This is a genomic window from Flectobacillus longus (genome assembly GCF_030056705.1).
Taxonomy (GTDB): domain Bacteria; phylum Bacteroidota; class Bacteroidia; order Cytophagales; family Spirosomataceae; genus Flectobacillus; species Flectobacillus longus.
Window position 1 is genome coordinate 144,253 of record NZ_JASHIC010000011.1, and the last position, 24,898, is coordinate 169,150.

Annotated in this window: 28 protein-coding genes and 1 tRNA gene; 18 read left to right on the top strand and 11 right to left on the bottom strand. The window is 36.0% G+C overall.

The window, feature by feature from the left end; translation table 11 throughout:
- The first annotated feature begins 428 nt into the window (after positions 1 to 428).
- From QM491_RS09510 to QM491_RS09525, 4 genes are all read left to right on the top strand, one after another.
- Complete coding sequence (locus QM491_RS09510; RefSeq protein ID WP_283327270.1) at positions 429 to 848, top strand: 6-pyruvoyl trahydropterin synthase family protein; 420 nt, start codon at positions 429 to 431, stop codon at positions 846 to 848.
- Positions 808 to 1,509 (top strand): GTP cyclohydrolase I FolE, encoded by a 702-nt coding sequence (gene folE, locus QM491_RS09515; RefSeq protein WP_283327271.1) that lies wholly within the window; start codon positions 808 to 810, stop codon positions 1,507 to 1,509. The genes QM491_RS09510 and folE overlap by 41 nt, the downstream gene beginning before the upstream one ends.
- Before the next feature lie 107 nt (positions 1,510 to 1,616).
- Positions 1,617 to 2,318: an SDR family NAD(P)-dependent oxidoreductase gene (locus tag QM491_RS09520; protein ID WP_283327272.1), complete on the top strand. Its 702-nt coding sequence runs from the start codon at positions 1,617 to 1,619 to the stop codon at positions 2,316 to 2,318.
- Between the two features lie 98 nt (positions 2,319 to 2,416).
- Entirely contained in the window at positions 2,417 to 3,337 is a 921-nt protein-coding gene (locus tag QM491_RS09525) for an SPFH domain-containing protein (protein ID WP_283327273.1), read from the top strand.
- A 31-nt stretch (positions 3,338 to 3,368) separates the two neighbouring features.
- Here QM491_RS09525 and QM491_RS09530 read toward each other — a convergent pair whose 3' ends face one another.
- Positions 3,369 to 4,235 carry an alpha/beta fold hydrolase gene (locus QM491_RS09530; RefSeq protein WP_283327274.1) on the bottom strand — a complete coding sequence of 289 codons (867 nt, stop codon included), beginning with the start codon at positions 4,233 to 4,235 and terminating at the stop codon, positions 3,369 to 3,371.
- Positions 4,186 to 5,169: a cation diffusion facilitator family transporter gene (locus QM491_RS09535; protein WP_283327275.1), complete on the bottom strand. Its 984-nt coding sequence runs from the start codon at positions 5,167 to 5,169 to the stop codon at positions 4,186 to 4,188. Before QM491_RS09535 ends, QM491_RS09530 begins: the two co-directional genes overlap by 50 nt.
- A gap of 237 nt (positions 5,170 to 5,406) precedes the next feature.
- Between QM491_RS09535 and QM491_RS09540 the strand changes: the two genes are divergently transcribed.
- The 5 genes from QM491_RS09540 to QM491_RS09560 all read left to right on the top strand — a co-directional run bounded on the left by QM491_RS09540 (position 5,407) and on the right by QM491_RS09560 (position 9,007).
- Complete coding sequence (locus QM491_RS09540; protein WP_283327276.1) at positions 5,407 to 5,955, top strand: NUDIX domain-containing protein; 549 nt, start codon at positions 5,407 to 5,409, stop codon at positions 5,953 to 5,955.
- Between the two features lie 74 nt (positions 5,956 to 6,029).
- The gene (locus tag QM491_RS09545; protein WP_283327277.1) at positions 6,030 to 6,644 is read left to right on the top strand and encodes a LysE family translocator; all 615 of its coding nucleotides are present in this window, start codon (positions 6,030 to 6,032) and stop codon (positions 6,642 to 6,644) included.
- 2 nt (positions 6,645 to 6,646) lie between these two features.
- Positions 6,647 to 7,786, top strand: a complete 1,140-nt coding sequence (locus QM491_RS09550; RefSeq protein ID WP_283327278.1) for a glycerate kinase — start codon at positions 6,647 to 6,649, stop codon at positions 7,784 to 7,786.
- Positions 7,779 to 8,372, top strand: coding sequence for a Crp/Fnr family transcriptional regulator (locus QM491_RS09555; protein ID WP_283327279.1), 594 nt, complete (start codon positions 7,779 to 7,781; stop codon positions 8,370 to 8,372). Before QM491_RS09550 ends, QM491_RS09555 begins: the two co-directional genes overlap by 8 nt.
- Positions 8,373 to 8,443: 71 nt before the next feature.
- Positions 8,444 to 9,007 (top strand): DinB family protein, encoded by a 564-nt coding sequence (locus QM491_RS09560; protein ID WP_283327280.1) that lies wholly within the window; start codon positions 8,444 to 8,446, stop codon positions 9,005 to 9,007.
- 158 nt (positions 9,008 to 9,165) lie between these two features.
- Here the strand turns inward: QM491_RS09560 and QM491_RS09565 are convergent, their stop codons facing one another.
- Positions 9,166 to 10,707: a GH3 family acyl-acid amido synthetase gene (locus QM491_RS09565; protein WP_283327281.1), complete on the bottom strand. Its 1,542-nt coding sequence runs from the start codon at positions 10,705 to 10,707 to the stop codon at positions 9,166 to 9,168.
- Positions 10,708 to 10,873: 166 nt separating this feature from the next.
- A complete protein-coding gene (gene surE / locus QM491_RS09570; protein ID WP_283327282.1) occupies positions 10,874 to 11,650 on the bottom strand; it encodes a 5'/3'-nucleotidase SurE in 777 nt (258 codons plus the stop codon).
- A gap of 579 nt (positions 11,651 to 12,229) precedes the next feature.
- On the opposite strand from surE, the gene QM491_RS09575 reads away from it, so the two are divergent.
- From QM491_RS09575 to QM491_RS09585, 3 genes are all read left to right on the top strand, one after another.
- Entirely contained in the window at positions 12,230 to 12,802 is a 573-nt protein-coding gene (locus QM491_RS09575) for a 1-acyl-sn-glycerol-3-phosphate acyltransferase (protein ID WP_283327283.1), read from the top strand.
- Positions 12,786 to 13,280: a GNAT family N-acetyltransferase gene (locus tag QM491_RS09580; RefSeq protein ID WP_283327284.1), complete on the top strand. Its 495-nt coding sequence runs from the start codon at positions 12,786 to 12,788 to the stop codon at positions 13,278 to 13,280. Before QM491_RS09575 ends, QM491_RS09580 begins: the two co-directional genes overlap by 17 nt.
- A gap of 89 nt (positions 13,281 to 13,369) precedes the next feature.
- Positions 13,370 to 13,687, top strand: coding sequence for a hypothetical protein (locus tag QM491_RS09585; protein ID WP_283327285.1), 318 nt, complete (start codon positions 13,370 to 13,372; stop codon positions 13,685 to 13,687).
- A 131-nt stretch (positions 13,688 to 13,818) separates the two neighbouring features.
- Here the strand turns inward: QM491_RS09585 and QM491_RS09590 are convergent, their stop codons facing one another.
- Together QM491_RS09590 and trhO are read right to left on the bottom strand one after the other, a co-directional pair.
- Entirely contained in the window at positions 13,819 to 14,685 is an 867-nt protein-coding gene (locus QM491_RS09590) for a nucleoside phosphorylase (RefSeq protein WP_283327286.1), read from the bottom strand.
- Positions 14,686 to 14,783: 98 nt separating this feature from the next.
- Positions 14,784 to 15,776, bottom strand: a complete 993-nt coding sequence (trhO, locus tag QM491_RS09595) for an oxygen-dependent tRNA uridine(34) hydroxylase TrhO (protein WP_283327287.1) — start codon at positions 15,774 to 15,776, stop codon at positions 14,784 to 14,786.
- A gap of 218 nt (positions 15,777 to 15,994) precedes the next feature.
- Here trhO and QM491_RS09600 point away from each other — a divergent pair, with 218 nt between their 5' ends.
- The 4 genes from QM491_RS09600 to QM491_RS09615 all read left to right on the top strand — a co-directional run bounded on the left by QM491_RS09600 (position 15,995) and on the right by QM491_RS09615 (position 17,799).
- Entirely contained in the window at positions 15,995 to 16,609 is a 615-nt protein-coding gene (locus QM491_RS09600; protein WP_283327288.1) for a deoxynucleoside kinase, read from the top strand.
- 161 nt (positions 16,610 to 16,770) lie between these two features.
- Positions 16,771 to 17,148 (top strand): response regulator transcription factor, encoded by a 378-nt coding sequence (locus QM491_RS09605; protein ID WP_283327289.1) that lies wholly within the window; start codon positions 16,771 to 16,773, stop codon positions 17,146 to 17,148.
- A gap of 21 nt (positions 17,149 to 17,169) precedes the next feature.
- The gene (locus QM491_RS09610) at positions 17,170 to 17,409 is read left to right on the top strand and encodes a hypothetical protein (RefSeq protein WP_283327290.1); all 240 of its coding nucleotides are present in this window, start codon (positions 17,170 to 17,172) and stop codon (positions 17,407 to 17,409) included.
- A gap of 159 nt (positions 17,410 to 17,568) precedes the next feature.
- Positions 17,569 to 17,799: a hypothetical protein gene (locus tag QM491_RS09615; RefSeq protein WP_283327291.1), complete on the top strand. Its 231-nt coding sequence runs from the start codon at positions 17,569 to 17,571 to the stop codon at positions 17,797 to 17,799.
- 86 nt (positions 17,800 to 17,885) lie between these two features.
- Here the strand turns inward: QM491_RS09615 and QM491_RS09620 are convergent.
- A tRNA-Leu gene (locus QM491_RS09620) sits at positions 17,886 to 17,969 on the bottom strand.
- Between the two features lie 147 nt (positions 17,970 to 18,116).
- On the opposite strand from QM491_RS09620, the gene QM491_RS09625 reads away from it, so the two are divergent.
- Entirely contained in the window at positions 18,117 to 18,512 is a 396-nt protein-coding gene (locus QM491_RS09625; protein ID WP_283327292.1) for a DUF3127 domain-containing protein, read from the top strand.
- Positions 18,513 to 18,555: 43 nt separating this feature from the next.
- Here QM491_RS09625 and QM491_RS09630 read toward each other — a convergent pair whose 3' ends face one another.
- The 4 genes from QM491_RS09630 to QM491_RS09645 all read right to left on the bottom strand — a co-directional run bounded on the left by QM491_RS09630 (position 18,556) and on the right by QM491_RS09645 (position 22,964).
- Positions 18,556 to 19,890 (bottom strand): ABC1 kinase family protein, encoded by a 1,335-nt coding sequence (locus tag QM491_RS09630; RefSeq protein ID WP_283327293.1) that lies wholly within the window; start codon positions 19,888 to 19,890, stop codon positions 18,556 to 18,558.
- Positions 19,891 to 19,923: 33 nt separating this feature from the next.
- Positions 19,924 to 20,556: a TetR family transcriptional regulator C-terminal domain-containing protein gene (locus QM491_RS09635; RefSeq protein WP_283327294.1), complete on the bottom strand. Its 633-nt coding sequence runs from the start codon at positions 20,554 to 20,556 to the stop codon at positions 19,924 to 19,926.
- A 117-nt stretch (positions 20,557 to 20,673) separates the two neighbouring features.
- Complete coding sequence (locus QM491_RS09640) at positions 20,674 to 21,972, bottom strand: M43 family zinc metalloprotease (protein WP_283327295.1); 1,299 nt, start codon at positions 21,970 to 21,972, stop codon at positions 20,674 to 20,676.
- Positions 21,969 to 22,964 carry a PhoH family protein gene (locus QM491_RS09645; RefSeq protein ID WP_283327296.1) on the bottom strand — a complete coding sequence of 332 codons (996 nt, stop codon included), beginning with the start codon at positions 22,962 to 22,964 and terminating at the stop codon, positions 21,969 to 21,971. The genes QM491_RS09640 and QM491_RS09645 overlap by 4 nt, the downstream gene beginning before the upstream one ends.
- 194 nt (positions 22,965 to 23,158) lie before the next feature.
- Here QM491_RS09645 and dnaB point away from each other — a divergent pair, with 194 nt between their 5' ends.
- Positions 23,159 to 24,772, top strand: a complete 1,614-nt coding sequence (dnaB, locus tag QM491_RS09650; protein ID WP_283327297.1) for a replicative DNA helicase — start codon at positions 23,159 to 23,161, stop codon at positions 24,770 to 24,772.
- The last annotated feature ends 126 nt before the right edge of the window (positions 24,773 to 24,898 follow it).

Consider the following 24,898-nt stretch of genomic DNA (forward strand, 5'->3'; position numbering starts at 1 on the left):
TTTATCGACTCAAACCTCGGGTAAAGTTATTATTATAATCCAATTCCTTTGTATCTTTGAGTTACTAAATGCAAAATCACTTTTAATCATCACATTGAACAATCTCAATCGATTCTGTGTTTATTAATTCGGAGGGTCATCCAAAACCATTTGATGTTTATGAGACAATTGTATTTTGTTTAATGTTTTAAATAAAAATTTAAACAAAATCGAAACATTTTATTCAAACATTAAGTTTGACTCAATGAAAGAACTACTCGCCGATTTAGTTTAAGAGTGTTGCTGACAACCTTTCAGACGACTTTTAAACTTGACGACTAAATCCCCGATGAAATATAGTTTGTTTCAGTTGGAGCGTAAGCTCGGGATATATTCTGCCCAATATGTCCGTATGTCTCTAAATTCACTTTTAAATTAGCAAAACTACAATGAGTACAAAGCGAGTGGCGGTGTTCCGCAAAGAACACTTTAATGCCGCACATCGCCTTCACAATCCCAATTGGTCGGATGAGAAGAACGTGCGAGTTTACGGTAAATGTAACAACCCAACCTTTCATGGTCATAATTATGAATTGATTGTACAAGTGATTGGTGAACTAGATTCCGAAACAGGCTATGTGATTGATATGAAGGTGTTGAGTGACATTATTAAGACAGAAATCTTGGATAGATTTGATCATAGAAACTTAAATCTTGATACCGAGGAATTTAAGGATTTGAATCCTTCTGCTGAAAATATTGCTATTGTTATTTATGACATCCTAAGAAACAAACTAAACCCAAACTTGGATATAAAAATCAGATTATATGAAACAGAACGAAACTTTGTTGAATACCCTGTTGGATAATAATGGAAAATTATTGCTAACTGATGAAGAAATTGGCGATGACCACATTGCGACTTCTGTGGATACTCCTATGCGTGCTGATGCCTTCGAGCTGAGTGAAGAAGAGAAAATAGCTCAAATTGAATATCATTTCAGACAAATTATGGAAACCTTAGGTCTAGATTTAACGGATGATTCGTTGAAAGGTACTCCAAAACGTGTAGCAAAAATGTATGTCAAAGAGATTTTTAGTGGTTTAGACCCTAAAAATAAGCCATCTATTGCATTGTTTGAGAATAAGTATCAATACAATGAAATGTTGGTTGAAAAAAATATTTCTTTCTATTCAAATTGTGAGCACCACTTTGTACCAATTTTTGGCAAGGCTCATGTGGCTTATATTGCTGAAGGAAAGGTAGTTGGCTTGTCAAAGCTAAATAGAATTGTTCAGTATTATGCAAAGCGCCCGCAAGTACAAGAGCGCTTGACAGTACAGATTGCTAGGGATTTACAAGAAATTTTGGGTACTGAGAATGTAGCAGTAATGATTGATGCCAAACACCTTTGCGTTGCATCTCGTGGTGTCAAAGATGATACCTCGTCGACAGTAACAAGCTACTATGGTGGTAAATTTCAAGAGGAAAGCGTACGTCAGGAATTTTTGAAGTATATAGGAATCTAGCAGATAATGTGATTGTTTCTTGAAGCTCAAACAAATTAAGACATTTGAAGTTTATACTTTGAATGTCTTTTTTTGTTTAAAAGAATTTTTAAAATATTCCACAAGATATGATAAAGAATTATTTAGTTATTGGTGCTAGCTCTGGTATTGGAGAAGCAATTGCCTTGCAACTGCTTGGTGAAGGGCATCAAGTTTTTTCTGCTTCAAGAAATGCTCCGTCAATAGAAGGAATAACTCATTTTACTTGGGATGCTAATTCCACTGATACTTCAGTATTGGGTCAATTACCCGAATCGATAGATGGACTTGTTTATTGTCCTGGTACAATCAACTTAAAGCCAATCAATCGCTTGAGCTTAGACGACTTTAAAACTGATTTTCAGATAAACCTGATAGGAGCTGTAGCTGTGATTCAAGCAGTTTTGCCCAAGCTCAAAAAAGCAAATGGAGCATCCATCGTATTGTTTAGTACAGTTGCCGCAAAAATAGGGATGGGTTTTCATGCGTCGGTAGCAGCATCTAAAGGAGCGGTTGAAGGATTGACAAAATCTTTGGCTGCTGAGTTATCCCCTGTAAAAATTCGAGTAAACTGCGTGGCTCCATCCTTGACAGATACACCTTTAGCTAAAAACCTGCTTTCTACGGAAGAGAAAAAAGAAGCTTCCAACAAACGTCATCCCCTTGGAAGAGTTGGTACAACAGAGGATATCGCCCGTATATCTACGTTTTTATTAAATGATTCAGCCTCATGGATTACTGGGCAGATAATTGGTGTTGATGGAGGTATGGGAAGTATTAAAGGCGCATAAATTTGAAAGATTATTATTGACTTTGGTATTTTTTCTGTAAAATTGGAACAGCATATTCGTCCGAGTGTGCTGTTTTTTTAACCTATAATTTTACAACTATGTCGTTTTTACTTGTATTATTAGTTATTGCCTTCCCTCTGTTGGCGCTTTCGTTTGCTATTGTAAACCAAGGAACTGTCGCAGTTGTGACTATTTTTGGGAAATATCAGCGAATTATGACGCCAGGGCTAAACTTCAAAATCCCATTTGTTGAAGCAATCTTTAAGAAAATCTCTATTCAAAGTCGTTCAATTGAGTTAGAATTCCAAGCTATTACTGCTGACCAAGCCAATGTGAATTTTAAAGCCATGTTGGTGTATGCCGTAATGAATCAAGAGGAGCAGACAATCAAAAATGTAGCGTTTAAGTTTATGGATGAGCGCTCATTTATGCAAGCCTTGATTCGTACAATTGAAGGAACAATTCGTGCATTGGTAGCAACTAAGCGTCAGGCAGAAGTACTTGGTTTGAGAAGCGAAATTGTGATTCAGGTAAAAGAACACATCGATAATACGCTCGAAACGTGGGGATACCATCTGATTGATTTGCAATTGAATGATATTGCATTTGATGAAGCAATTATGCGTTCGATGGCACAAATCGTAGCCTCGAATAACCTAAAAGCTGCTGCTGAAAACGAAGGTCAAGCTTTATTAATTACCAAAACTAAAGCTGCTGAGGCAGAAGGAAATGCTATTCGTATTGCAGCTGAAGCCGAAAAAGTGGCAGCACAACTACGCGGTCAAGGGGTGGCTTTGTTCCGCGAAGAGGTAGCTAAAGGTATGGCAGAGTCTGCTAAGGTAATGAAAGACAATCAATTAGACGCATCACTTATTTTGTTTTCGATGTGGACTGAAGCCATTAAGCATTTTGCTGAACAAGGAAAAGGAAATGTGATTTTCTTGGACGGCTCTACCGAAGGAATGGAGAAAAATATGAAACAACTTACAGCTTTACAACAGCTTAAAGAAGTAAAATAGACTCAAAACCGTAGACCTTATCTTTGAAGGTCTACGGTTTTAATAACAAATCTTTTATTAAGTCTTTTCTTTCAGCAGTCAATAAATGCCCATTTTCAGGTAAATAGATATATTGCTTTGGAGCCTTCGTAATTACAGAATCGAGATAAGCTCCATTTCGAGTATCAATAATCCAATCTTTGCCTCCCTGTAATATAATTACTGGACAGTGAATTTTACTCCAATCCTTTTCTAAATTCGCTAATTCTTCTTGATGTGCAAATTTTTCTTCGCTTGCTCTATTTACATAAGAAGGTAAAAAAAACTTTATAAATCCCATATTCACGGGCTTAGAAAACCACCAGTATTTTTCTAGTTTTGGGGCACATGCAGGAGAAATTAGTAATAATTTTTTGACCATTTCTGGATAGTCCATTGCTAATTTGGCGGCAATGGCAGCTCCATACGAACGACCTACTACGGTAACTTCATAGTTAGGATATTTTTGGAGTAATGTGTAAAATGCCTTTGCTTGTTCATCAATAGAAACTAGCCTATTATCAGAATGATTATACCCAAATCGGTCTGCTGCAACTATTTTGAACTCTTTTAGTAACAATGAATCATTCAAATAATTTTTATATCCAAACCAAGCACCTGGAGCTCCATGAATGAGAAATAGTAGTTTGTGTCGGATATTGGTAGATTGAGAAAAATAGATTTTTTTATGGTCATATTCTGCGTAACCAAAGTCAGGTTTTGGGGGTAAGGCAGTATAATATTCATCTACTTGACTAGCACTCATGGTAAAGCCTTGTAGGCAACCACATAGTCCTAAAATACTACAAATACTGGCGAGAAAAAGAATACTATATGCTTTCAATGAAGTGTTTCTGATTAAGAGATAAATTGACTTCATTCCATTCGATATGTTTGGAAATAGGAAATTTACGAATTGGACAATCTTGCACTTTACAATAATAACAGCAATCGTCTAAACATGGGTCGGCATGTATAAAAATTTCGACGTTACCATGAAATTCAGCACCTAAAATATCTTCAAACTCATGGACATTGGCATGCACGACTTCAAGATTATAATAACGTGGCAAAGTAATATGACAGTCGATATGAAGATCGGCACCGTAGTGTTGGATTCTTAAATTATGAATATCTATCCATTCAGATTTTTTATTATTTTTCAAAATCTGTACTACTTTTTCTAATGTATCTAGGTCTGTTTCATCCATCAAGCCACCAATGGATTTTCGCATAATCTTTATACCACTCCAACCCATATAAACGGCAAATATCACTGACGCAACGCCATCCACCCATGCTGATTTGGTAAATACCACCAACGCAACTGCTGCAATCAGAATGATACCGCTTTGTGCATCTAATTTGAGGTGCTTCCCGTCGGCAATTAAGGTTGGTGATTGGTATTTGATGCCTTCTTTTTCAATATAATATCCTAAAAACCAATTGACTATAACGCCTGAAATAATAATGCCCAAACCTAACGGTAGGTCAGAAAGAGGTTGAGGATTGAAAAAGTTTTGGGTAGCATGAAATATGATAAAGATACTAGCTAAGACAATCAAGACTCCTTCAAGGCCAGCCGAAAAAAACTCAATTTTCCCATGCCCATAAGGGTGGTTGAGGTCTTTGGGCTGTGAGGCTAAATAGATGGCATAAAAGGCAAAACCACTGGCAACTACATTGATGATTGATTCGAGTGCATCGGTTAAAATTGCACTTGAATAGGTCATGTAATAGGCCACAAACTTTATAATCATTAATAGTGTACTGACTATAAATGAAGCTAAGATAATCCGATATTTAGGGGTCATGGTATTGTTAGAATTTCCACAAAGGTACTGAAAGGGAGTTGATTACTGGTTTGGGAAGTTTTATTTATCCTTTACCATTTTGAAAAAAAATATTACTCCAATTTTCTTTTAAGCCTTCAGTTTATCAAACGAAAAATATAGGGAATGATTTAGAAAACCGAATCGATTTCGGAATAGTTCAAATAAAACGTAATATTTCCTGTTTTGTATCTCAGCTTCTTGCTCTACCTTTGTGATATGACAAAAGAAAAAAATCCTTGGACCAAAACCTCTTCTACCCAAGTATACGACAATCCATGGGTAAGTATTCGACACGAGGAAGTGATTAAACCTAACGGCGAACCTGGCATTTATGGGGTAGCGCATTTTAAAAACAAAGCGATTGCAATTGTTCCTGTAGATAGTGATTTAAATACTTGGCTGGTAGGACAATATCGTTATCCTTTAGAAGAATATTCTTGGGAAATTCCTATGGGTGGTGGCGCCTTGGAAGTAGAAAGTATCGAGTCTGCCAAACGAGAATTGAAAGAGGAAACAGGTATTTCTGCCGAAAGCTGGACTGAGTTAGGGCGTATTCATACTTCTAATTCTGTAACCGACGAAGTTGGTTATATGTATTTGGCCGAAAATCTCACCTTTGGCGAATCTGAGCCAGATGATACCGAAATTTTGAAAATTCAAAAAGTAAGTTTGTCAAAGGCAATCGAAATGGTTATGAACTCAGAAATCACTGATTCGCTGAGTATTGCCGCTTTGTTAAAAGTTGCAAGATTGAAAGGAATTTAATTAAGAAAAAACATTTTGTTTGGTAAATAATAACGCACCTTTTTTTACTGAAACAAATTTTAAGATATTCATGTATGATAACAGCAGCGTTTTTTGGCTTTTTGTATGGTTTTATTCTATGCTTTACTTTTGGTCCAGCCTTTTTTAGATTGATCCAAACGAGTATAGACAATGGTTACAAAAGTGGGATGTTGATTGCCTTGGGAGTTACGGCAGCAGATGCTATTTTGATGTTTTTTGCAGTTTTTGGAACTGCTTTATTGCCCCAAATCGACAATTTTGATGTTTATCTGTCTGTAGGAGGAGCGGTGTTATTGATTGGGCTAGGGTTAATCAGTATTTTCAAACAACAACCACAATTAGTTTATCCCAAAACCAAATTTGGTACAGTTCTTTATTACTTTACCTCTGGGCTATTTCTAAATCTACTTAATCCTTCTAATTATATTGCCGTATTTGGTACATCTACTTATCTAAAAGGAGCACAACATTTTGATTTAGAACAGATTATTATCTTCTTCTGTCTGAGTCTGGTAGCAACAATGTTAGCAGAATCGCTTATTTCGTATTATGCTAATAAAATGAAAAAAGTGCTTACTCCCAAAATCATTGCTCGAATTAACCAAGTCGCTGGCTTGGTTTTTATTGGCTCTGCTATGGCTATCTTGTATAAACAGTTTATGTTTTAACCATGAATATCCTCATCGCTTGTGATTCTTTCAAAGATGCTCTTTCGGCAACGGAGGTATGTATTGCTATTGCTGAAGGAATTCTTTATAATTTTCCAGAATCTCAGATAATTCAAAAGCCATTGGCTGATGGAGGTGAGGGAACACTCGAAGCATTAAAGGTGGCACTGAATGGAACTTATCAATTTGTACAAACCTTTGATGCCCTGCACCGACCTATTGATGCTAGTTATTTGTGGATAGCTGAACAAAAAATAGCTGTTGTCGAAATGGCAAAAGCTTCTGGGTTAGAATTACTCAAACCTGAGGAAAGAAATGTTATGAAGACTTCTACCTTTGGAACGGGCGTACTAATTAGACATGCACTTGATAAAGGAGCCCAAAAGATATTTTTGACCGTAGGGGGGAGTGCCACCAACGACGCAGGAATGGGAATGGCGAAAGCATTAGGCTATAAGTTCTTGAATGATAAAGGAAACGATTTGGAAGCGTCAGGCGAAAATTTAAAGAAAATAGCTTCTATCAATGCCAAGTATATAGATAAAAGAATTCATTTGACTGAATTTTATGTGGCAACAGATGTCACAAACACACTTTTTGGAAAAAATGGAGCTGCTTACATATATGCGCCACAAAAGGGTGCGAATCAAGAGGAGGTTATAGAATTAAATCATGGTCTTGAGCATATTCATCAACTTTTTAAAGATACATTTTCAATAGACACACAAGAGATAGCAGGTTCGGGCGCAGGTGGAGGAATAGGCGCAGGGGGTATTTGTTTTTTAGGAGGAAAAGTCATTTCGGCTGCCCACTGGGTTTTTGAAGCTATCGGTTTATCATCAGCGATTGAACAAACTGATATAGTTATTACAGGTGAAGGTCGTATTGATAGTCAATCTTTTCAAGGAAAAGTGCTTTCTGAAGTCTTGAAATATGCTAAAACATATCATAAACCTATCTTTGGGGTAGCTGGACAAATTCAAGAACTTGATAAGCTTTTGGAAATTCCCGAAATGGTATATGTTAGTGCTATTCAGACTGGGCCACAATCACTGGCAGATTCGTTAAAAAACTCCAGAGAATTACTTATTCAGAAAGGAAAAGTTATCGGGAAAATGCTCAAAACGATTTATCATGGATAATCCTGAAGAATCATATCGTTTGTTTGAAAGAACGGTAAATTCATTCCAGATTCTCAATCAAGAGGAATTACGAAGGTTTTATACACTTTTTAAACCAATCGGTTACAGCCGAAAATCTGTATTGACAGAGGCTGGTTCTACAGAAAAGTATTTATATTTTGTAACTGAAGGTGTCCAAAGGATTGTCTTTCAAGATGATTTAGGGTACGAAGCTACTATTTTATTTACCTATCAAGCAAATTTTGGAGGTGTTCTTGATTCAATGCTGACAGGTCGAACTACCAAATATACTTATGAGACTCTGACCAAATCTACCTTGTTGCGTGCCAATATTTACGAGGTTCGAGATTTAGGGAAAATCTACCCTGCGATAAATCAATTACTGTTTGAAGGTTTGTTGTATGCCTTTAGTGGTTTGCTCGAAAGATTAGTAGAAATACAATGTTATTCAGCAGAAGAAAAATTTAGAATTTTATTGAAAAGAAGTCCCCATATTCTTCAAATCGTTCCTCATAAGTATTTGGCAAATTACATTGGAATCGACGCAACCAATTTTAGCAAGCTCATTAATTCTATTAAATTATAAATCTTAGAAAATACCAAGATTTTAAAATTATGGCTCATTTACCTTTGTATTGAAATCAACTATTTTAAATCATGGGATTAACCTATTTTGATACAAAAGAAGAACTTCTCCATTTTTTATTACAACTCACAGAAAAACAATTGGATAAGGTTGTAGAATGGCGATATACAGCCGATGCAATAACATTATTACAAGCTAGCCATACAGCAGGGTGGAGTGTCGCCCAATGTTTGGCACATCTAAATGCTTACAGTGACTATTATCTGCGAAGCTTTCAAGAAGGGATGTCAACTAATGAGAAATTCTTGCAGAATCATTCCATCAAATCGACATGGTTGGGGAAATTGGCAATCAAAAGTATGCACCCTGAAACAGGAAAAAGCAAGTTTAAAGCAATGAAAGGCTATATTCCTGACTCTGAGCTTCCTGCACTTGATGTATTAGATAGGTTTATAACTCATCAAAAGAGTTTACTGGAAATTCTTAGGCTTGCCAAAGATTATCAACTCAATCAGATTAAAATCCCTATCTCAATTGCAAAATTTTTGTCCTTGAGATTAGGTGATGCGCTTTATTTTTTAATAATCCATCAGGAAAGACATATACTTCAAGCAGAAAGAAATTTGAGGAAATAAACTTTTTCCATTAAGGTTGCGACTTAGAACCTATTTACTATTAACCAAAAAAGGCATTCGAAAAACTCATTCCGAATGCCTTTTTTGATACTATATTCCCCAATAACATATCTCTAGATGCAAAGCATTGCATCTCTACTGATGTAGATTTACGCTATTTATTTTGATAAGAAATTTTCCCAATCTTCAATTTGTTCTTTTTTCTTAATAACTCTTGGGAATTTATTTTGACCACCAGTTTTTCCTTTTGAAGCTAAGAAATCATAGAAAGTTTTGGTAGGAAGTACATGAACTTTCATTTCACGGAGTGCATGTTTTCTTTCAACCGGATAATCATCATTAATTTCGCAAAGTGTTTTATCGATAAACTGCTCCAATGCTGCTTCTTCGATTTTATCGTCAGTGCCAACATACCAGTGGTGGGCAAAGGTTGTTTCTGCTTTTTTGCCCACAACGGTAAACTCTCTAATATCAATGTTGAAGTGTTTAGAAGCCAATTCAATAGCTTTATTCATATTATCAACAGAAAGGTGTTCGCCACAAAGACTTAAAAAATGCTTAGTTCGACCTGTAATGACAATTTCTGCATTTTTCTTATTGGTAAACTTAATAGTATCTCCAATCAAATATCGCCAAGTTCCCGAAACAGTCGAAATAAGCAAGGCATATTCTTTTCCCTCTTCTACCTCGTCAATCATCAAAGTTTCGGGACGCTCTACCATAGTACCATCCGAATCAAAGTTGTTCTCGTTGAAAGGAACAAATTCAAAGAAAATACCATTATTAAGCACCAAACGCATATCGCTATTAGGATGTGTTTGGTAAGCCAAAAAGCCTTCCGATGCCAAATAGGTCTCGATATAAGTAATAGGGCGACCAAGTAGTTTTTCAAAACCTTGTTTGTATGGCTCAAAACTTACTCCACCATGACAGAATATCTCCAAATTTGGCCAAATATCATGGATATTGTTGACACCATATTCTTTAATAATTTTTTCCATCAATAGCTGAATCCACGCAGGAACACCTACGATAAAGCCAATATCCCAATTTTTAGCTTGCTTGGTAATTTTATCTAGTTTTTCACTCCAGTCGCGAGTAGCAGCTATTTTTTTGCCAGGCTTATAAAATCTTTCAAACCAAAAAGGAATTTTTCCAGCAGTGATACCACTTAAATCGCCTTCATAGTGTGTGCCCATTTGTTGTAACTCGGTACTACCACCTAGCATCAAATAGCCCTTTTCATAAAGCTGAGGAGGCAAATTTTTGTAGGCACCTAGCGACAGAATCTGACGAATAGACGTTCTGTGAATAGCCTTTACCATATCCTTAGTCACAGGAATATGTTTGGAGGCAGCCTCTGAAGTACCTGAACTTAATGCAAAATACTTTACACGACCTGGCCATGCGACGTTTTTTTCGCCTTCGTGTGCTTTGTACCACCATTCAGCATACATTTTGTTGTAGTCGTAAACGGGTACCTGATTTTTAAATTTGGTATAATATTCTTTATCATCCGAAAACAAAGCTGCATTCATGATGTCTTCAAAATTGAATTTGTCACCAAATTGTGTAAATCGTGCTTTATTCAACAACTTAATCAGTGTCTTTTTCTGTAGTTTGGCATGATTCGTTTTTTTACGCTGAATCACTGTTGTCAAACCAATTCCTTTCTTTAGTAGATTACCGACTATTGCCATATTTTTGATATTTTGAAAGAGAAAAGTACATTGTGATTTTAATGTTGTATTTACAAAGCTACATTGCTACTTAATCTCTGAATTGTATTTAATGAATTTCAAAGTTATTGTTAAATTTTGAGGTTAAAATAATGCAAATGTTAAATTCTCAACTGAGCTTTAGCATTTATTCACCCAATTTAATAGATTTTAAAATGTCAATCGCTTTATAATCAGTTAAATCGAATTGAACAGGCACTATCGCAATATAGTTTTCTTTTAAAGCATCTTCGTCGGTATTTCCGCCTTTATCATCATTTTGTAAGTAACCATCCATCCAATAATAGGCTCGACCATAAGGATCTTTTCTCTCTTCGAAGGTTTCACGAAAAAGGGCATCTGTTTGACGGCATATTTTAATTCCTTTGATAGCCTCTTCTGACTTTGCAGGAATGTTTACATTCAATGCCACTCCATGCGGAAGACCATTTTGTAAGATTGTTTGAGCAATTTGTTTGATGTAGGGCTCTCCATGACTAAACTCGATATCTGCCCCAAATTCGCATAAAGAAAAACCAATTGCAGGAATACCCTCAATTGCGGCTTCGATAGCTGCCGACATCGTTCCACTATAAATTACTGCAATAGACGAATTGGAGCCATGATTAATGCCACTTACGACTAAATCAATTTTACGTCCTTTTAAAATATAATGCTTCCCGAATTTTACACAGTCTGCTGGTGTACCACTACACTTATATGCTTTTACATCGGGTAAAAAATTATGTACTTCGCTCACACGTAAAGGACGATCAAGCGTGATTGCATGTCCCATACCTGATTGGTGTGAGTCAGGCGCTACCACTACTACTTCTCCCAATTGTGACATGATGGTGGCTAATGTTTTGATTCCTTTAGAAGCAATAGAGTCGTCGTTTGAAATGAGAATTAAAGGCTTTTGCATTGCAAAGTTGATTTTAGGGATTGTCTTAGTTTGTATTTAATTTGATCAGCAATAGGCTCTATGCTTTATGCAGTAGGCTAAAAGTTAAAAGTATTTATCATGAAATAATAGAAGCTTTTTTGCTTACAGCCTAGAGCTGATTAACGCAATTTTATTTTGCACTAATACTTGAGTGAGAAGCCCTTATTAGTAAATAGCATAATCGTTATTTGTGGATGCCAACAAGCAAAAGTTTATAATCAAAGCGTGCCACGGATTTAATTTTTCCTACTCCTTAAAGTAACAGAAAAGGTAAATTAATTCAATAGATATGTTAAACTTTGACAGAATCTGAAAGATTATGAGTGAAATCAAAAAACTGATATACGATTAACTCATAACTTATTTTTACTTACTGAAAGGCTAATCACAAATAACGTTTTCTCCCACAAGAAAAATGATTACATTTGAAAAACAATGAACAAAAACAACCTCAAATTTTGAATTTATTTAGAAGCTTATTTCTAAAACGTCCACTGATTTTGACCCAAAGATAATAGGCTTTTAGAGATTAAATTTAGTTTTGAGCTCAATAATACCATGTTGAAAATTATTGGTAAACTGATTTTACAGCTAAGTGGCTGGAAGATTGTAGATAAGACTCCCTTAGGAATTAAGAAATATCCCAAAGCAGTAATTATTGCTGTGCCACACACCTCCAATTGGGATTATCCGTATGCTATGGCTACCCTTTATGCCATGGGATGTAAGATTCGCTATCTGGCAAAGGATTCACTTTTTAAATTCCCTCTTGGCATTATAATTCGTGGCTTGGGAGGAATCCCTGTTAATCGCTCTCAAAAGAATAATTTGGTGCAGATGATGACAGATTTACTCATAAATGCGCCTGAGATGCAATTGTTAGTTCCTGCCGAAGGTACACGCTCCTTTACAAGCGAATGGAAATCTGGTTTTTATCATATCGCCAAAAATGCTGGCGTTCCGATAGTCCTTGGTTTTTTGGATTTTGGAAAAAAAGAAGCAGGTTTTTTAGGTGTATTCCAGCCTTCAGGAAATTATGAGGAGGATTTACCTAAAATTCAATCATTTTATAAAAATATTACCCCCAAACACCCAGAATACTTTTCATTAAAAGATGCAAAATTTGATTAAGTTAAGAGAAGCAACAACTGAGGATATACCTTTGATTCAAACCATCGCCGAACAAACTTGGCGACCAACTTATGGACATATCTTGACTGAAGAGCAAACGCTGTTTATGTTAGACATGATGTATTCTTCAGAATCCTTGACCCGACAATTTGAAACAAATACCTTTGTTTTTGCTTACGAAGGTGATACTCCACTCGGATTTGCAGGCTTCGAACGTAAGGATGATGAAGTAATGAAACTTCATAAACTGTATATGCTCCCCACTGCCCAAGGTAAAGGCATTGGAAAATTATTGATTCAGGAAGTGGCAAAATATGCTAAGCAACTAGGATTGAAATTTGTTCATTTAAACGTTAATCGCAATAATAAAGCGATTGGTTTTTATGAGAAACAAGGTTTTAAAATCATTAAAGAGGAGGATATTAATATCGGTAATGATTATTGGATGAATGACTACGTGATGCAATTAGAAGTGTAGTGTTGATTATGAGGAAAAAGAGATTAAACTTTTGTATGTTCAGTTTGGTCAAAAGGAAAAATTTCGAAACCTTTAATTCTCAGTCAATCATGAAAAAAATCCTTGTTTTAAGTGTTACACTATTAGTTGGTGCAATTTCAGTAAAAGCTCAAACTAGCCAAGAAACTACAAAAGAAAGAAAGCGCGAAAGGGTAGAGGCTAGACTTGCCAATTTGACACCTGAACAGAAAGCCAAGTTAGAAGAAAAAGCCGCCGCTCGAAAAGCCAAGATGGATTCATTGTCTCCAGAAGAAAAAGCAGCTTTAAAAGGAAAGCGTAAAGAGCTTGTAGAAAAATGGAGAAGCTTAAGTCCAGAAGAACGAAAAGCACTCAAAGCAGAATGGAAGGCTAAAAAAGCGGGAAATTAGGAAATAAGACAAGTTCTGAGTTTTGGATATTGTTTTAAGGTATTTTTATGAATAGGATGAGACTTAAGTCGCATCCTATTCATAAATGAGGTAATTACAAAATTACTCAACCTCTAATCACTCACTCCTAATTATAGCCTTGTAATTTTTTCAAGCACCTGTTGAATCAAACTTTCAGTATGTTTTTCTGGATTTTTTGAAAATTGATGAGTCATTCTTGACGCCACTATAGCGCTCATCGAAAGTACTTCATGTCCTAACAATTCCCCAAATAGATAATATCCTGCCGTCTCCATCTCCAAATTTGTTAACACATTTCCCTGAAAAGAAAATTGATTAAATTTTTGAAGTAAATTTCCTTGTTTAGGATTATATCTCAATACTCGTCCTTGTGGCGCATAAAATCCTGGACAAGTCACTGTATTGCCTTCAAAATACAATGGATTCTTATCGTCAAATAGCAAATCATAAAGTTTTTGAGAGCCCGATGAAGTATAGGACAGAAAATCCAAGTTCATTTGTGCTTGTATAGCTTCCGAAAATGGAGATATAGAAGTAGGATAGAAATGACCTAAAGCATCAAATCCAATTCCTCTTTTGGATACTACATAACTGTCAACTGGAATAGATTCCTGCAAACTCCCCGAAGTCCCTATGCGTATGATATTAAGACTTGTATGTTCTTGTTTGGTAGTGCGAGTAGGTAAATCAACATTGACAAGTGCGTCCAGCTCATTCATCAAAATTTCGACATTGTCAGTACCAATCCCACTAGAAATGACTGTAATACGAGTACTTCCTAAATATCCTGTGTGAGTCACAAACTCACGTTTCGAGACCTTTTTTTCAACTTTGTCAAAATATTTAGAAACTACCTCTACACGGTCGGGGTCGCCTACCGTAATAATTGTATTAGCAATATCTTCAGGGCGTAAGTTCAAATGATATATGCTTCCATCAGGATTCAGAATTAAGTCCGTTTCAGAAATTGTTTGCATAGTTTTATCAGTTTAAGATTGTTGATTTTCAAATTCTAAGTTAAAAATAAAAAACCTCTCACCGTAATGAGAGGTTTTTATTTTGTATCAAATTTTAATTATTCTGCACTAAGCTGAAAGCTAGAATAATCTACGTTTGTTTTCTGACGACTTTTAAATCCAAATTCTGGCGAATAATTATCAGATTGTTTGCTGTAATAACCAGAAGGATTATATGGGCGTTTGCGAGGATGACTTTTACATTCTTCAGAACAAGCACCTTCCATTTTTTCTAAACAGCTAGGACAAATCGGTACATGCTCATTACATTCTGGGTTAGCACAATTCACCATGTGGTCACTAATGGTTTCGCAAATATGACATTTTGAAATAACCTCAGGATTTACAGTATTGACAGATGTCGTGACACGATTATCAAAAACATAACATTTACCCTCAAAATCCTCTCCACCTTCCTCTAAGCCATATTTAATAATTCCTCCATGTAATTGATATACATTTTCAAAACCCCTTTCAATCAAATATGCTGAGGCTTTTTCACATTTGATGCCACCTGTACAATAAGTAATGATTTTCTTGTCTTTCAAGTGTTCAATTTCATGAACATGGTCAGGAAGTTCACGCAAGGTTTCCATATCGAAAGTTACAGCACCTTTAAACTTTCCAACCGAATGCTCATAATTTGAGCGCATATCTACCAAAACAACATCAGGGTCATTTTTCAATAATTCCTTAAAATCCGCAGGTTCAAGATGCTTTCCTGTTCTAACACGAGGATTTACTGGTAAATCTGAATTAACGATTTCTTCTTTGACACGAACGTGCAATTTGGCAAAAGCATGTGTGTCATGCTCCTCTACTTTGAAGTCGAAATCGCTTCCAGCAAAAATTGGGTCGTTTTGCAACCAATTCATGTATTTTTCACAATCTTCAACTAAACCAGAAACAGTTCCGTTTAAGCCTTCCGACGCTACGATAATACGACCTAAGAGGTTGTTCTCGATACAATATAAGTGGTGAATTTCTCTATATTCCTCAGTATTAGGAATAGGAGTATAATTGTAATATAAAAGCACTCTGTATGGCTTCATCTTCAACATGAGTTACAGATTAAAAAAATGATTTAAGTTGCAAAGATAATTAAGTTATAGCAATGTCACAAAATGATTGAACCATCCTTGATGTGATGAGTTTGGATTTTGAGGTAAAAAAATAGACCTTTGCACCGTTTTAAAAAAGAAAAACGTTATTTCTCGAGTGCGAAATGGACCTCGCACAAGAATTCATATCTCATCATCATTTTCATTTTATGCACATAGCAGTTACAGGAAATATTGGCGCAGGAAAAACCACTTTAGCCAGCAAATTGGCAGAGCATTTTGGTTGGGAAGTGCTTTTCGAAGCAGTAGAAGGAAATCCTTACTTAGCAGAGTTTTATTCGGACATGCCCCGTTGGGCTTTTCATTTACAAATGTATTTTTTGAAAAGTCGTTACGAACAAGTGATGCAAATACAGCGTTCTAACCGCCGTATTATTCAAGATCGTACTATTTATGAAGATGCTTTTATTTTTGCGATGAACCTTTACAAAACAGGTATTATGAGCGAAAATGATTACGGTACTTATCGTGGTATTTTTGATTTGATGATGCAAACTGTTAAAGCTCCAGATTTGACTATTTATTTGAAAGCCGATTTACCAAAATTAGTTCGTCAAATCGAAAAGCGTGGTCGTGACTTCGAAGCCAATATTTCACACCAATATTTAGCAGATTTGAATGACCATTATGAAGAATTTGTGAATGGTTATACCGAAGGCAAGCTCTTGGTAATTGATGTAAACGATTTGGATTATGTTAATAATACAGCTCATTTTGAACAAGTAATAAAAGAAGTTGATAAGGCGCTTCTATATCAAAAATAAGACTTTAGCCTGTTCACAAATCTCTAATTGGTCGAAGTAAGAACAAATAGAAATGAATATTGCTCATTGTATTTCTTACAAAATTATATTATATTTCAGCAGTCAGCCATACGTTTCGCTCCTATAAATTGAATTATTGAATATATTACTGAATTCGACAAATGAATCAATCGCTTGCCGTCATAATTGTTGATGATTTGAAATTTAATCGGTTTGCTATTCGTGGAATTCTCAAACATTTTACATGTGAGATTTTTGAAGCTAATAACGGACAAGAAGCCCTTGATTTGTTGAAAGTGCTCAAGCAATCTAAAGTTTTAATGCTTTTAGATATTGAAATGCCAATCTTGAATGGAATAGAAGTGTTGAAGATATTAAAAGAACAACCGCCACAAAATTTGTTCGTTGTAATAACTTCTTCCAATGATTATTTTCATTATCGTAACGAGCTACAATATTTTGATGTTTTAGGTTATTTAGAAAAACCTATTGAGAAAAAATCAATTTCGCAATTCATAGAATACGTTTTAAAAAACTAGGACAATTTAAGCCTAAACCCAATGTCGAGAGAAAACTTTTACGAACCCGAAGAAAATGATTCCGAGTCAAACTCAGAGTATAATCAGTACAACTTTCCAGAATTGGCAGAGAAAATTCGTAATTCTACCTCCTATATAAATGTCTTGAAACAACAAATTGCTGAAGAGCCCCAAGACACGGAGGAACAGACAAAAGCAAAATTCAAACGCCTAAAAGAGACATACTATAAAGCTATGTCTGAAGGGGAGTTTAAAAACTGACACAACTCCAAAAGGCACTCACTTGTGAGTGCCTTTTTTGTTATAGATAACCCAAAGCTTATATTCTGTCTGAATCGTCATATAAAAATCTTTTGGGTTATGAGTTATGATAGGTCAACCTAAGATATTTGTTTGTCCATTATAACCCACTAAGATAAGATGAGAATTAAGTACCCAAGCGATTTGATTTTTGAGATACTCAATGAAATGCTAACAGGCAAAAGCATGAACTCTATAGCACGTGAGAAAGGTATTCCAATTTCTACAATTTTTAGCTGGAAGCAACAGCATATCGACTATTATACAAAGATAGAAGACCAAAAAGAGAAATTTAGAAGACTTAAAGAAAATTACCAAAAAGCAGATATGAAAAAGAGTAAAATAAAATAAACAGAAGTTGACTAGCCTCTCTATTTTGAGAGGCTTTTTTTGTACTTTAGACATAAAAAAAGCGTTCTGATTTCTCAGAACGCTTGTGACGATGGGGAGACTCGAACTCCCATACGGTTACCCGCACTACCACCTCAAAGTAGCGTGTCTACCAATTCCACCACATCGCCTTGTACTTTGATGATGCAAAAGTAGAGAGATAAATTGACAAAGCAAAATAGTACTAATCACTTTTTTTAAATAAAAAATGTAGGATTTTTTTAAGTATTTGAAAATCAGAAATTAAATTAGCATATTATTTTTAAACTTTTTTTTTGATGGCATTAGAATTAGAAGGTACTTTGATTAAAGTACAACCTGAACAGACAGGAAGCGGTAAAAATGGTCAGTGGGTAAAACAAGAATTTGTTGTTGAAACACAAGAACAATATCCTAAAAAAGCTTGCTTCTCGGCATGGGGTGATCGTACTGCTGATTTGAAGCAATTTGCTTTGGGTGATAAACTTAAAGTAACTTTTAGTGTAGAATCTAGAGAATACAACGATCGTTGGTACACAGACTTGAGAGCTTATCGTATTGAACTTGCATCGGAGTCGTCGGCTACTGCTTCAGCGCCTAATACCTATCAAGCGCCAGCGCAACGTCCTGCTACACCACAAGCATCATCAGTAGATTTGCCGTCATTTAGTGAAGACGAAGATTTGCCGTTCTAAGTACAAAACAAAAATAGCGTTGAGAAATCAACGCTATTTTTGTTTATACAAATGCTCCTTTAAGTTTTTGAGATTTAAGCCAATCAGGCTTCGTAATGGTTACTTCTGCTCTTAGCTCGTTCAAAAGTGAATACAAACCAAAATAGGTTCGATTGATATAAAGCCCGTGTTGTGAACCTCTCGCTACTTTTGAATTTCTTAATTCGTCAAGCTTCTGAAGCTTTTCTGCGTATAAATATACCTGCTCAAAATAACTATCATCGGCAAAATCGAATGTGTCTTCTCCAAATGGACGACCGAGCAAGTAAATCATCTCTTTAAATAATTTTGAAAAGAACTCGGATTCTTCTTTCGAATCTGATGATACAATGAATTCTAATGTTTTGAAAATAGAATTCATTTTTTGTTCATCTTCGAGCGTGTCGAAATTAATTAGAGCAAAATAGTTGTCGTAAAACAAATCTGGAATAACCTTGATACAACCAAAATCGATTATACCCATTGTGCCATCTTCACGCATTAAGAAATTTCCTGGATGAGGGTCTGCATGAACTTGACGTAAAGTATGAATTTGATAATCATAAAAATCCCATAATGCTTGCCCAATTTGATTTCTGATTGCTTGTGACGGGTTTGTATCCAAAAATTCTTTCATGTGTAAGCCCTCAAGCCAGTCCATCGTCAGAATTTTATCACACGAAAATTCTGGATAATATTTCGGAAAAAATACATTGGGGATATGAGCACACGCTTTCGAAATTTCTACCGAACGTTCTAACTCCAAAACATAATTGGTTTCTTCAAGCAATCGTTCACGTACCTCTCCCATGTATCTTTCTACATCCTTGTCGTTGAGACCAAACATCGCAACAGCGATAGGTTTTACCATTCGTAGGTCAGCGCCAATACTTTCCGAAACACCAGGGTACTGAATTTTAACCGCTAGTTGTTTTCCATTAAGTTCAGCTTTGTGAACCTGCCCGATAGAGGCTGCATTAGAAGCACTCAAGTCAAACTTATCATAAAGCTCACTTGGCGATTTTTTGAAATGCTTTTTGAAAGTTTTTACCACTAATGGCCCCGACAGCGGAGGCGCTGAATATTGTGACATCGCAAATTTCTCACGATAGGCTCTTGGTAATAGCCCCTTGTCCATACTTAGCATTTGTGTTACCTTCAGAGCTGAGCCTTTCAATTCGCTCAGTGACTCATAGATGTCTTCAGCATTTTCTTGATGTAACTCTTCTCTAGGAGTAGTAGGGTCAATTATTTTTTTGACATTATGCTTGAGATAATTACCTCCAATTTTTACGCCTGTCTTTACAAACTGAGTAGCGCGTGCTACTTTGGAGGTAGGTATCGAATTTTGTTCTTTCATAAAAAAGGCACTAATTCTTTAATCGAATTAGCATTAACGATTTTGATACAAAAATTTAGCAAAGTCTAACACAGAATCCAATGCAGAGCTAGCCATTAAATCAAATGAGGTATTCACAGCTTTTTCGATCATTGCGTCTGTTTGTTCAAAACCTTTAGAGCGGTCTTTTACCCAAAAATCCAAAATCATCAAAAGCTGAAGCCATAAAGCATCAGGGTAGCGCTCGTCCAAGTATTTTCTAGGTTGTACTTCTTTACTTTCTTTTCCTTCTAAAACTAAATCTCGTGTAAAATCTTTGAAAGCTGTTTTTAGGTCTGTTAAAAAAGTAGGCGTTTTTAACTTACGCTTGTCAATCAACCTCCAAGTTTGTGAGGCATAACTTCTATTTTCTTTCAAAACCTCTATCCAAGTGTAGTAAAAAGCTAAAAGTTTTTCTCTTACAGAATAGCCTGCATAGATAGAATCACTTTCGATTCGTGTAACTGTATCCTTAAAGAAGTCCAGCCAAATACTGCTTTCTAGTAGTTCAAATGAATTATAGTATTCATAAAATTCTACTTCCTTCATTTTTAACTTTTTGGTAAAAGCATACACCGAAGCTGGGTGAGAACCATTTTCTAAAAAATGTTCAATAAAGGCCTGTTTGATTTTTTCTGATTTTTCCATACTCTTTCCGTTTGTGTAGATAACATCAAGTAAAAAAACATTGTTTAATTAAATTATGAAAATTTTCAATAAAAGTACAAAAGCCCTCCATGAAGACTGTATCATAGAGGGCTTTTGTTATTTTAAGATAAACATTCTCAGTACTTTAGTTTCCTTGGAGGTATTTACTCTTAGAAAATACATGCCATTTGCGTAGCTGGAGGTATTAATTAAGTAGTAGTTGGAGGTAACACTTTGATAGTTGTACTCATTTAAGGTATTTCCATTTTCAGAAATGAGTTGCATCGTGATATTCTCGGTTCCACTAAACTGCACCTTTACGTTGGCGTTGCTCTTGACAGGATTAGGGTCAATGCTTACTTGTAAAGTGTTACTCTCAGGTACAATGGTCGAATTATTAACCAATGATTTTCTTCGATAGCTTAATTCTAAGGCTGCTCTGGTCCGTATCTTTTGATCATTTGTAAAAAGACTCATACATACATCAGGAGAATAATCCATATAATTCTCAATTTGATTGGTAACTGTAATGCCATCACATGTGGAGGTCATTTTGTTGCAAGTAAAGCCAGCGTTTAGGCTCTCAATCGTTGGAGTATCATCACAATAATCTGTACCGCAACGAACATCGCCTGTAGGATGTAATAAGCCCAACCAGTGACCAACTTCATGGGTGGTGGTTCTGCCCATGTTATAGGTTGTGCTAATAGTCCCACAACATTTACCAAAATAACGATAATCTATGACTACACCATCAAATATTTGTTGTTCGGCTGCTTCGGTAGTATTGGGTACAAGTCCAGGTAGATAGGCATCAAATGGAAAACCCGAATAGCCAATAGTGAGAGGTGTGGCGGTAGTGCCACTCTTCACTACATAGATATTCAAATATTTGTAGGGATTCCATTTTGAAAAAGCTGTAATCGAACTCAATTCTTTAATAATATCAAATCCAGCTATGCTGGTATAATGTCTGGTAATCCCTTTGGTAGTTTCACCTGTAGCAATTGAGTCTGCCAAAAAGAATTCAATCTGCATGTCTGCTCCAATAGGATTAGTATTATAGCCAGCTGAACCTTCTTTTTTACGGTAATCTTCGTTTAGGGTCTGAATCTGTGATAAAACTTGTTCGTCACTGATATTAATATTGTTATTTCCACCAATGATTTTACTAGCCGTATTATGGATAATATGAACTACAACAGGAATACGGATAGTCGAATATGCATTAGTCCTTGAGGCCTTTAAGGCGTTGGTATATTGCTGAACTTGGTATTCAAAATTACTTTTTTGTTGTAACCATTTTTGGTTAATGCTTTGATTCAGAGAGTCCTGAAATACAACACCACATTTGCTTTGAGCAAATGTGGTGTATGAAAAGATAACAGCTAGTGTACTTAAAATGCTTTTTTTCATTTTTGGAAAGATGAATGAGATTTTTGGGCTTCTTTTTCTGCATCAGCTTTATCGTAAGCCATAATGATGTCTCTTACCAAGCGGTGACGTACAACATCTTTACCATCAAGTTCAATAAAAGAAATACCCTTGATGCCCTGCAAAATTTTGGTTGCTTCCACTAATCCAGACTTTACTTTGGTAGGTAAGTCTATCTGTGATTTATCACCTGTGATTATCACTTTCGAATTTACGCCCATACGAGTCAGGAACATTTTCATTTGCATAGGAGTAGTGTTTTGTGCCTCATCCAACAATACAAATGCGTTGTTCAAGGTACGCCCACGCATATAAGCCAAAGGTGCAATTTCAATAACACGGTTCTCGATAAAGAACTTCAACTTTTCAGGTTGAATCATATCGTCTAAAGCATCATAAATTGGACGTAAATATGGGTCAATTTTTTCTTTTAAATCACCGGGTAAAAAGCCTAAATTTTCACCTGCTTCAACTGCTGGGCGAGTAATAATAATTTTTTTGACTTCCTTATTTTTGAGCGCCTTTACCGCAAGGGCAACCGCTGTATAAGTTTTACCTGTACCCGCAGGGCCAATCGCAAATACGATGTCATTTTCGGCAGCGGCATCGATGAGCTTCTTTTGGTTGGGCGACTTTACACGAATAACCACGCCTTTGGTGCCGTACAATAAGACATCATCGTCCTCTTTTAAGATTACAGGTGCCTCTTCTTCATTATTCTTATCCCTAGAAAGATACGTTTTTACTTGTTCTGTTGTAATTTTGCCGTACTTCTGAAAATGCACAACCATCGAATCTATAATTTCGGTAATCTTGACAATATCAGAAATAGAACCTCTGATGGTGATTTCGTTACCTCTGGAGATAAGTTTACTTTGAGGAAAAGCTTCAGCTACTACTTTGATATTGCTGTTTTCAACGCCAAGGAAACCAACCAACTCAACGTCTTCGAGTGTAATTATTTTTTCTGTCAAATCTAAAAATGAATAAATGTTAATCGATGATTTAGTATTAGAAAGTACTAATCTAACAAAAATAACGCTTGTTTGTGTTCGATTCTTATAAGATTAATTCTAAGTTTTTTTTTGACTCTGTAAATCAAACCCTTAGGTTTTTTTTGCAAAATGGGATTGTGGTAATGTGAGAAAATATTTGTAAAATTGTATTAATGGAACAGTCAAACAGAAATAATACCTTTAAAAAGCCCTCCAATTTTGCTGGAGGTCGAATATCTGCGACCAATCGTTGGCTGGATACAGGTTTGGGTAAAATACCACCTCAAGCAGTCGATTTGGAAGAAGCTGTGCTTGGGGCTTTGATGATTGAGAAGGATGCTCTTACCGCAGTGGTAGACATTTTAAAACCTGACTCATTTTATAAAGAAGCACACCAAAGAATATATGGCGCCATTACTCAGCTTTTTGCTGCGTCTGAGCCGATAGATTTGCTTACAGTAACTAATCAACTTCGTACAAATGGTGAACTTGAAATGGCTGGTGGAGTTTCGTACCTTGCCGAATTAACTCAAAGAGTTAACTCAGCTGCCAATATCGAATTTCACGCGCGCATTGTAGTAGAACATTCATTAAAACGACAATTGATTACAGTATCTTCTGAAATCCAGAAGATGGCTTATGAGGATACAACAGATGTATTTCAGTTGTTGGATAGGGTAGAACAAGAACTTTTTAGAATTTCGGAGGCTAATATTCGTAAAAACTACTCGGATATGTCGCAAATCATGCGAGCAGCCTTGTTGGAATTAGAAATGAAGAAAAATCAGAAGGATGGTCTTACGGGAGTTCCTTCTGGATTTAGTGCTTTGGATAGAATTACTTCAGGTTTCCAAAAAACAGAATTAATTATTATCGCTGCTCGCCCCGGTATGGGTAAAACAGCCTTGATTCTTTCTGCTTGTCGTAATGCAGCGGTGGATTTTGGTCAAGCAGTAGCGGTATTCTCTTTGGAAATGTCCTCTGTTCAGCTTGTCAATCGTTTGATTTCATCAGAAGCTGAATTAGAATCTGAAAAACTAAGAAAAGGTAATTTGGCTCCTCACGAATGGGCGCAATTACATGCAAAAATTGGTCGTTTAACTAATGCCCCAATTTTTATTGATGATACCCCAGCGTTGTCACTTCTTGAACTCAGAGCTAAAGCTCGTCGTTTGAAAGCCCAACACGATATACAGATGATTGTGATTGACTACTTGCAATTGATGTCGGGCGATACAGGAGGAAAAGGAGGAGGAAACCGTGAACAAGAAATTGCCACAATATCTCGTTCCTTGAAACAACTTGCTAAAGAGCTAGATGTGCCTGTAATTGCACTTTCGCAGTTGAGCCGTGCAGTAGAAACTCGTGGAGGAGATAAAAAGCCACAATTATCCGATTTACGTGAGTCTGGGTCAATCGAGCAAGATGCGGATATGGTAATGTTTATTTATCGTCCAGAATATTACGGTATTACGCAAGATGAAAATGGGCAGTCGATTGCAGGAATGGGAGAGTTGATTATTGCTAAAAACCGTGCAGGCTCTCTAGATACTGTTCAGTTGAGATTTATTGGCAAGTACACAAAATATTGTGATTTGGATGCTACAGATTATTCAAGCTTTACCAGCGGAGATTCTCTACAATCTTTTGCAGCTGTTCCTGATACAATGACAACATTTGAAGGCGGAGCGAGAACAGTAGGTAGTAAAATGAATAACTTCCAATCTGGAGGAGGAGAAATGCCATCGTTTGGTACAACTCCACCAAATCAAGATGTTCCATTCTAAAATTGAGTGAGTTGCGATTGAGTGAATGAGTGATTATTTTAAGAGATGTTATTCTGAAATATAATATCAAAAAAGGGGGCGAAAATTGTTTTCGCCCCCTTTTTTTAATGTATTAAAAATTTGGTG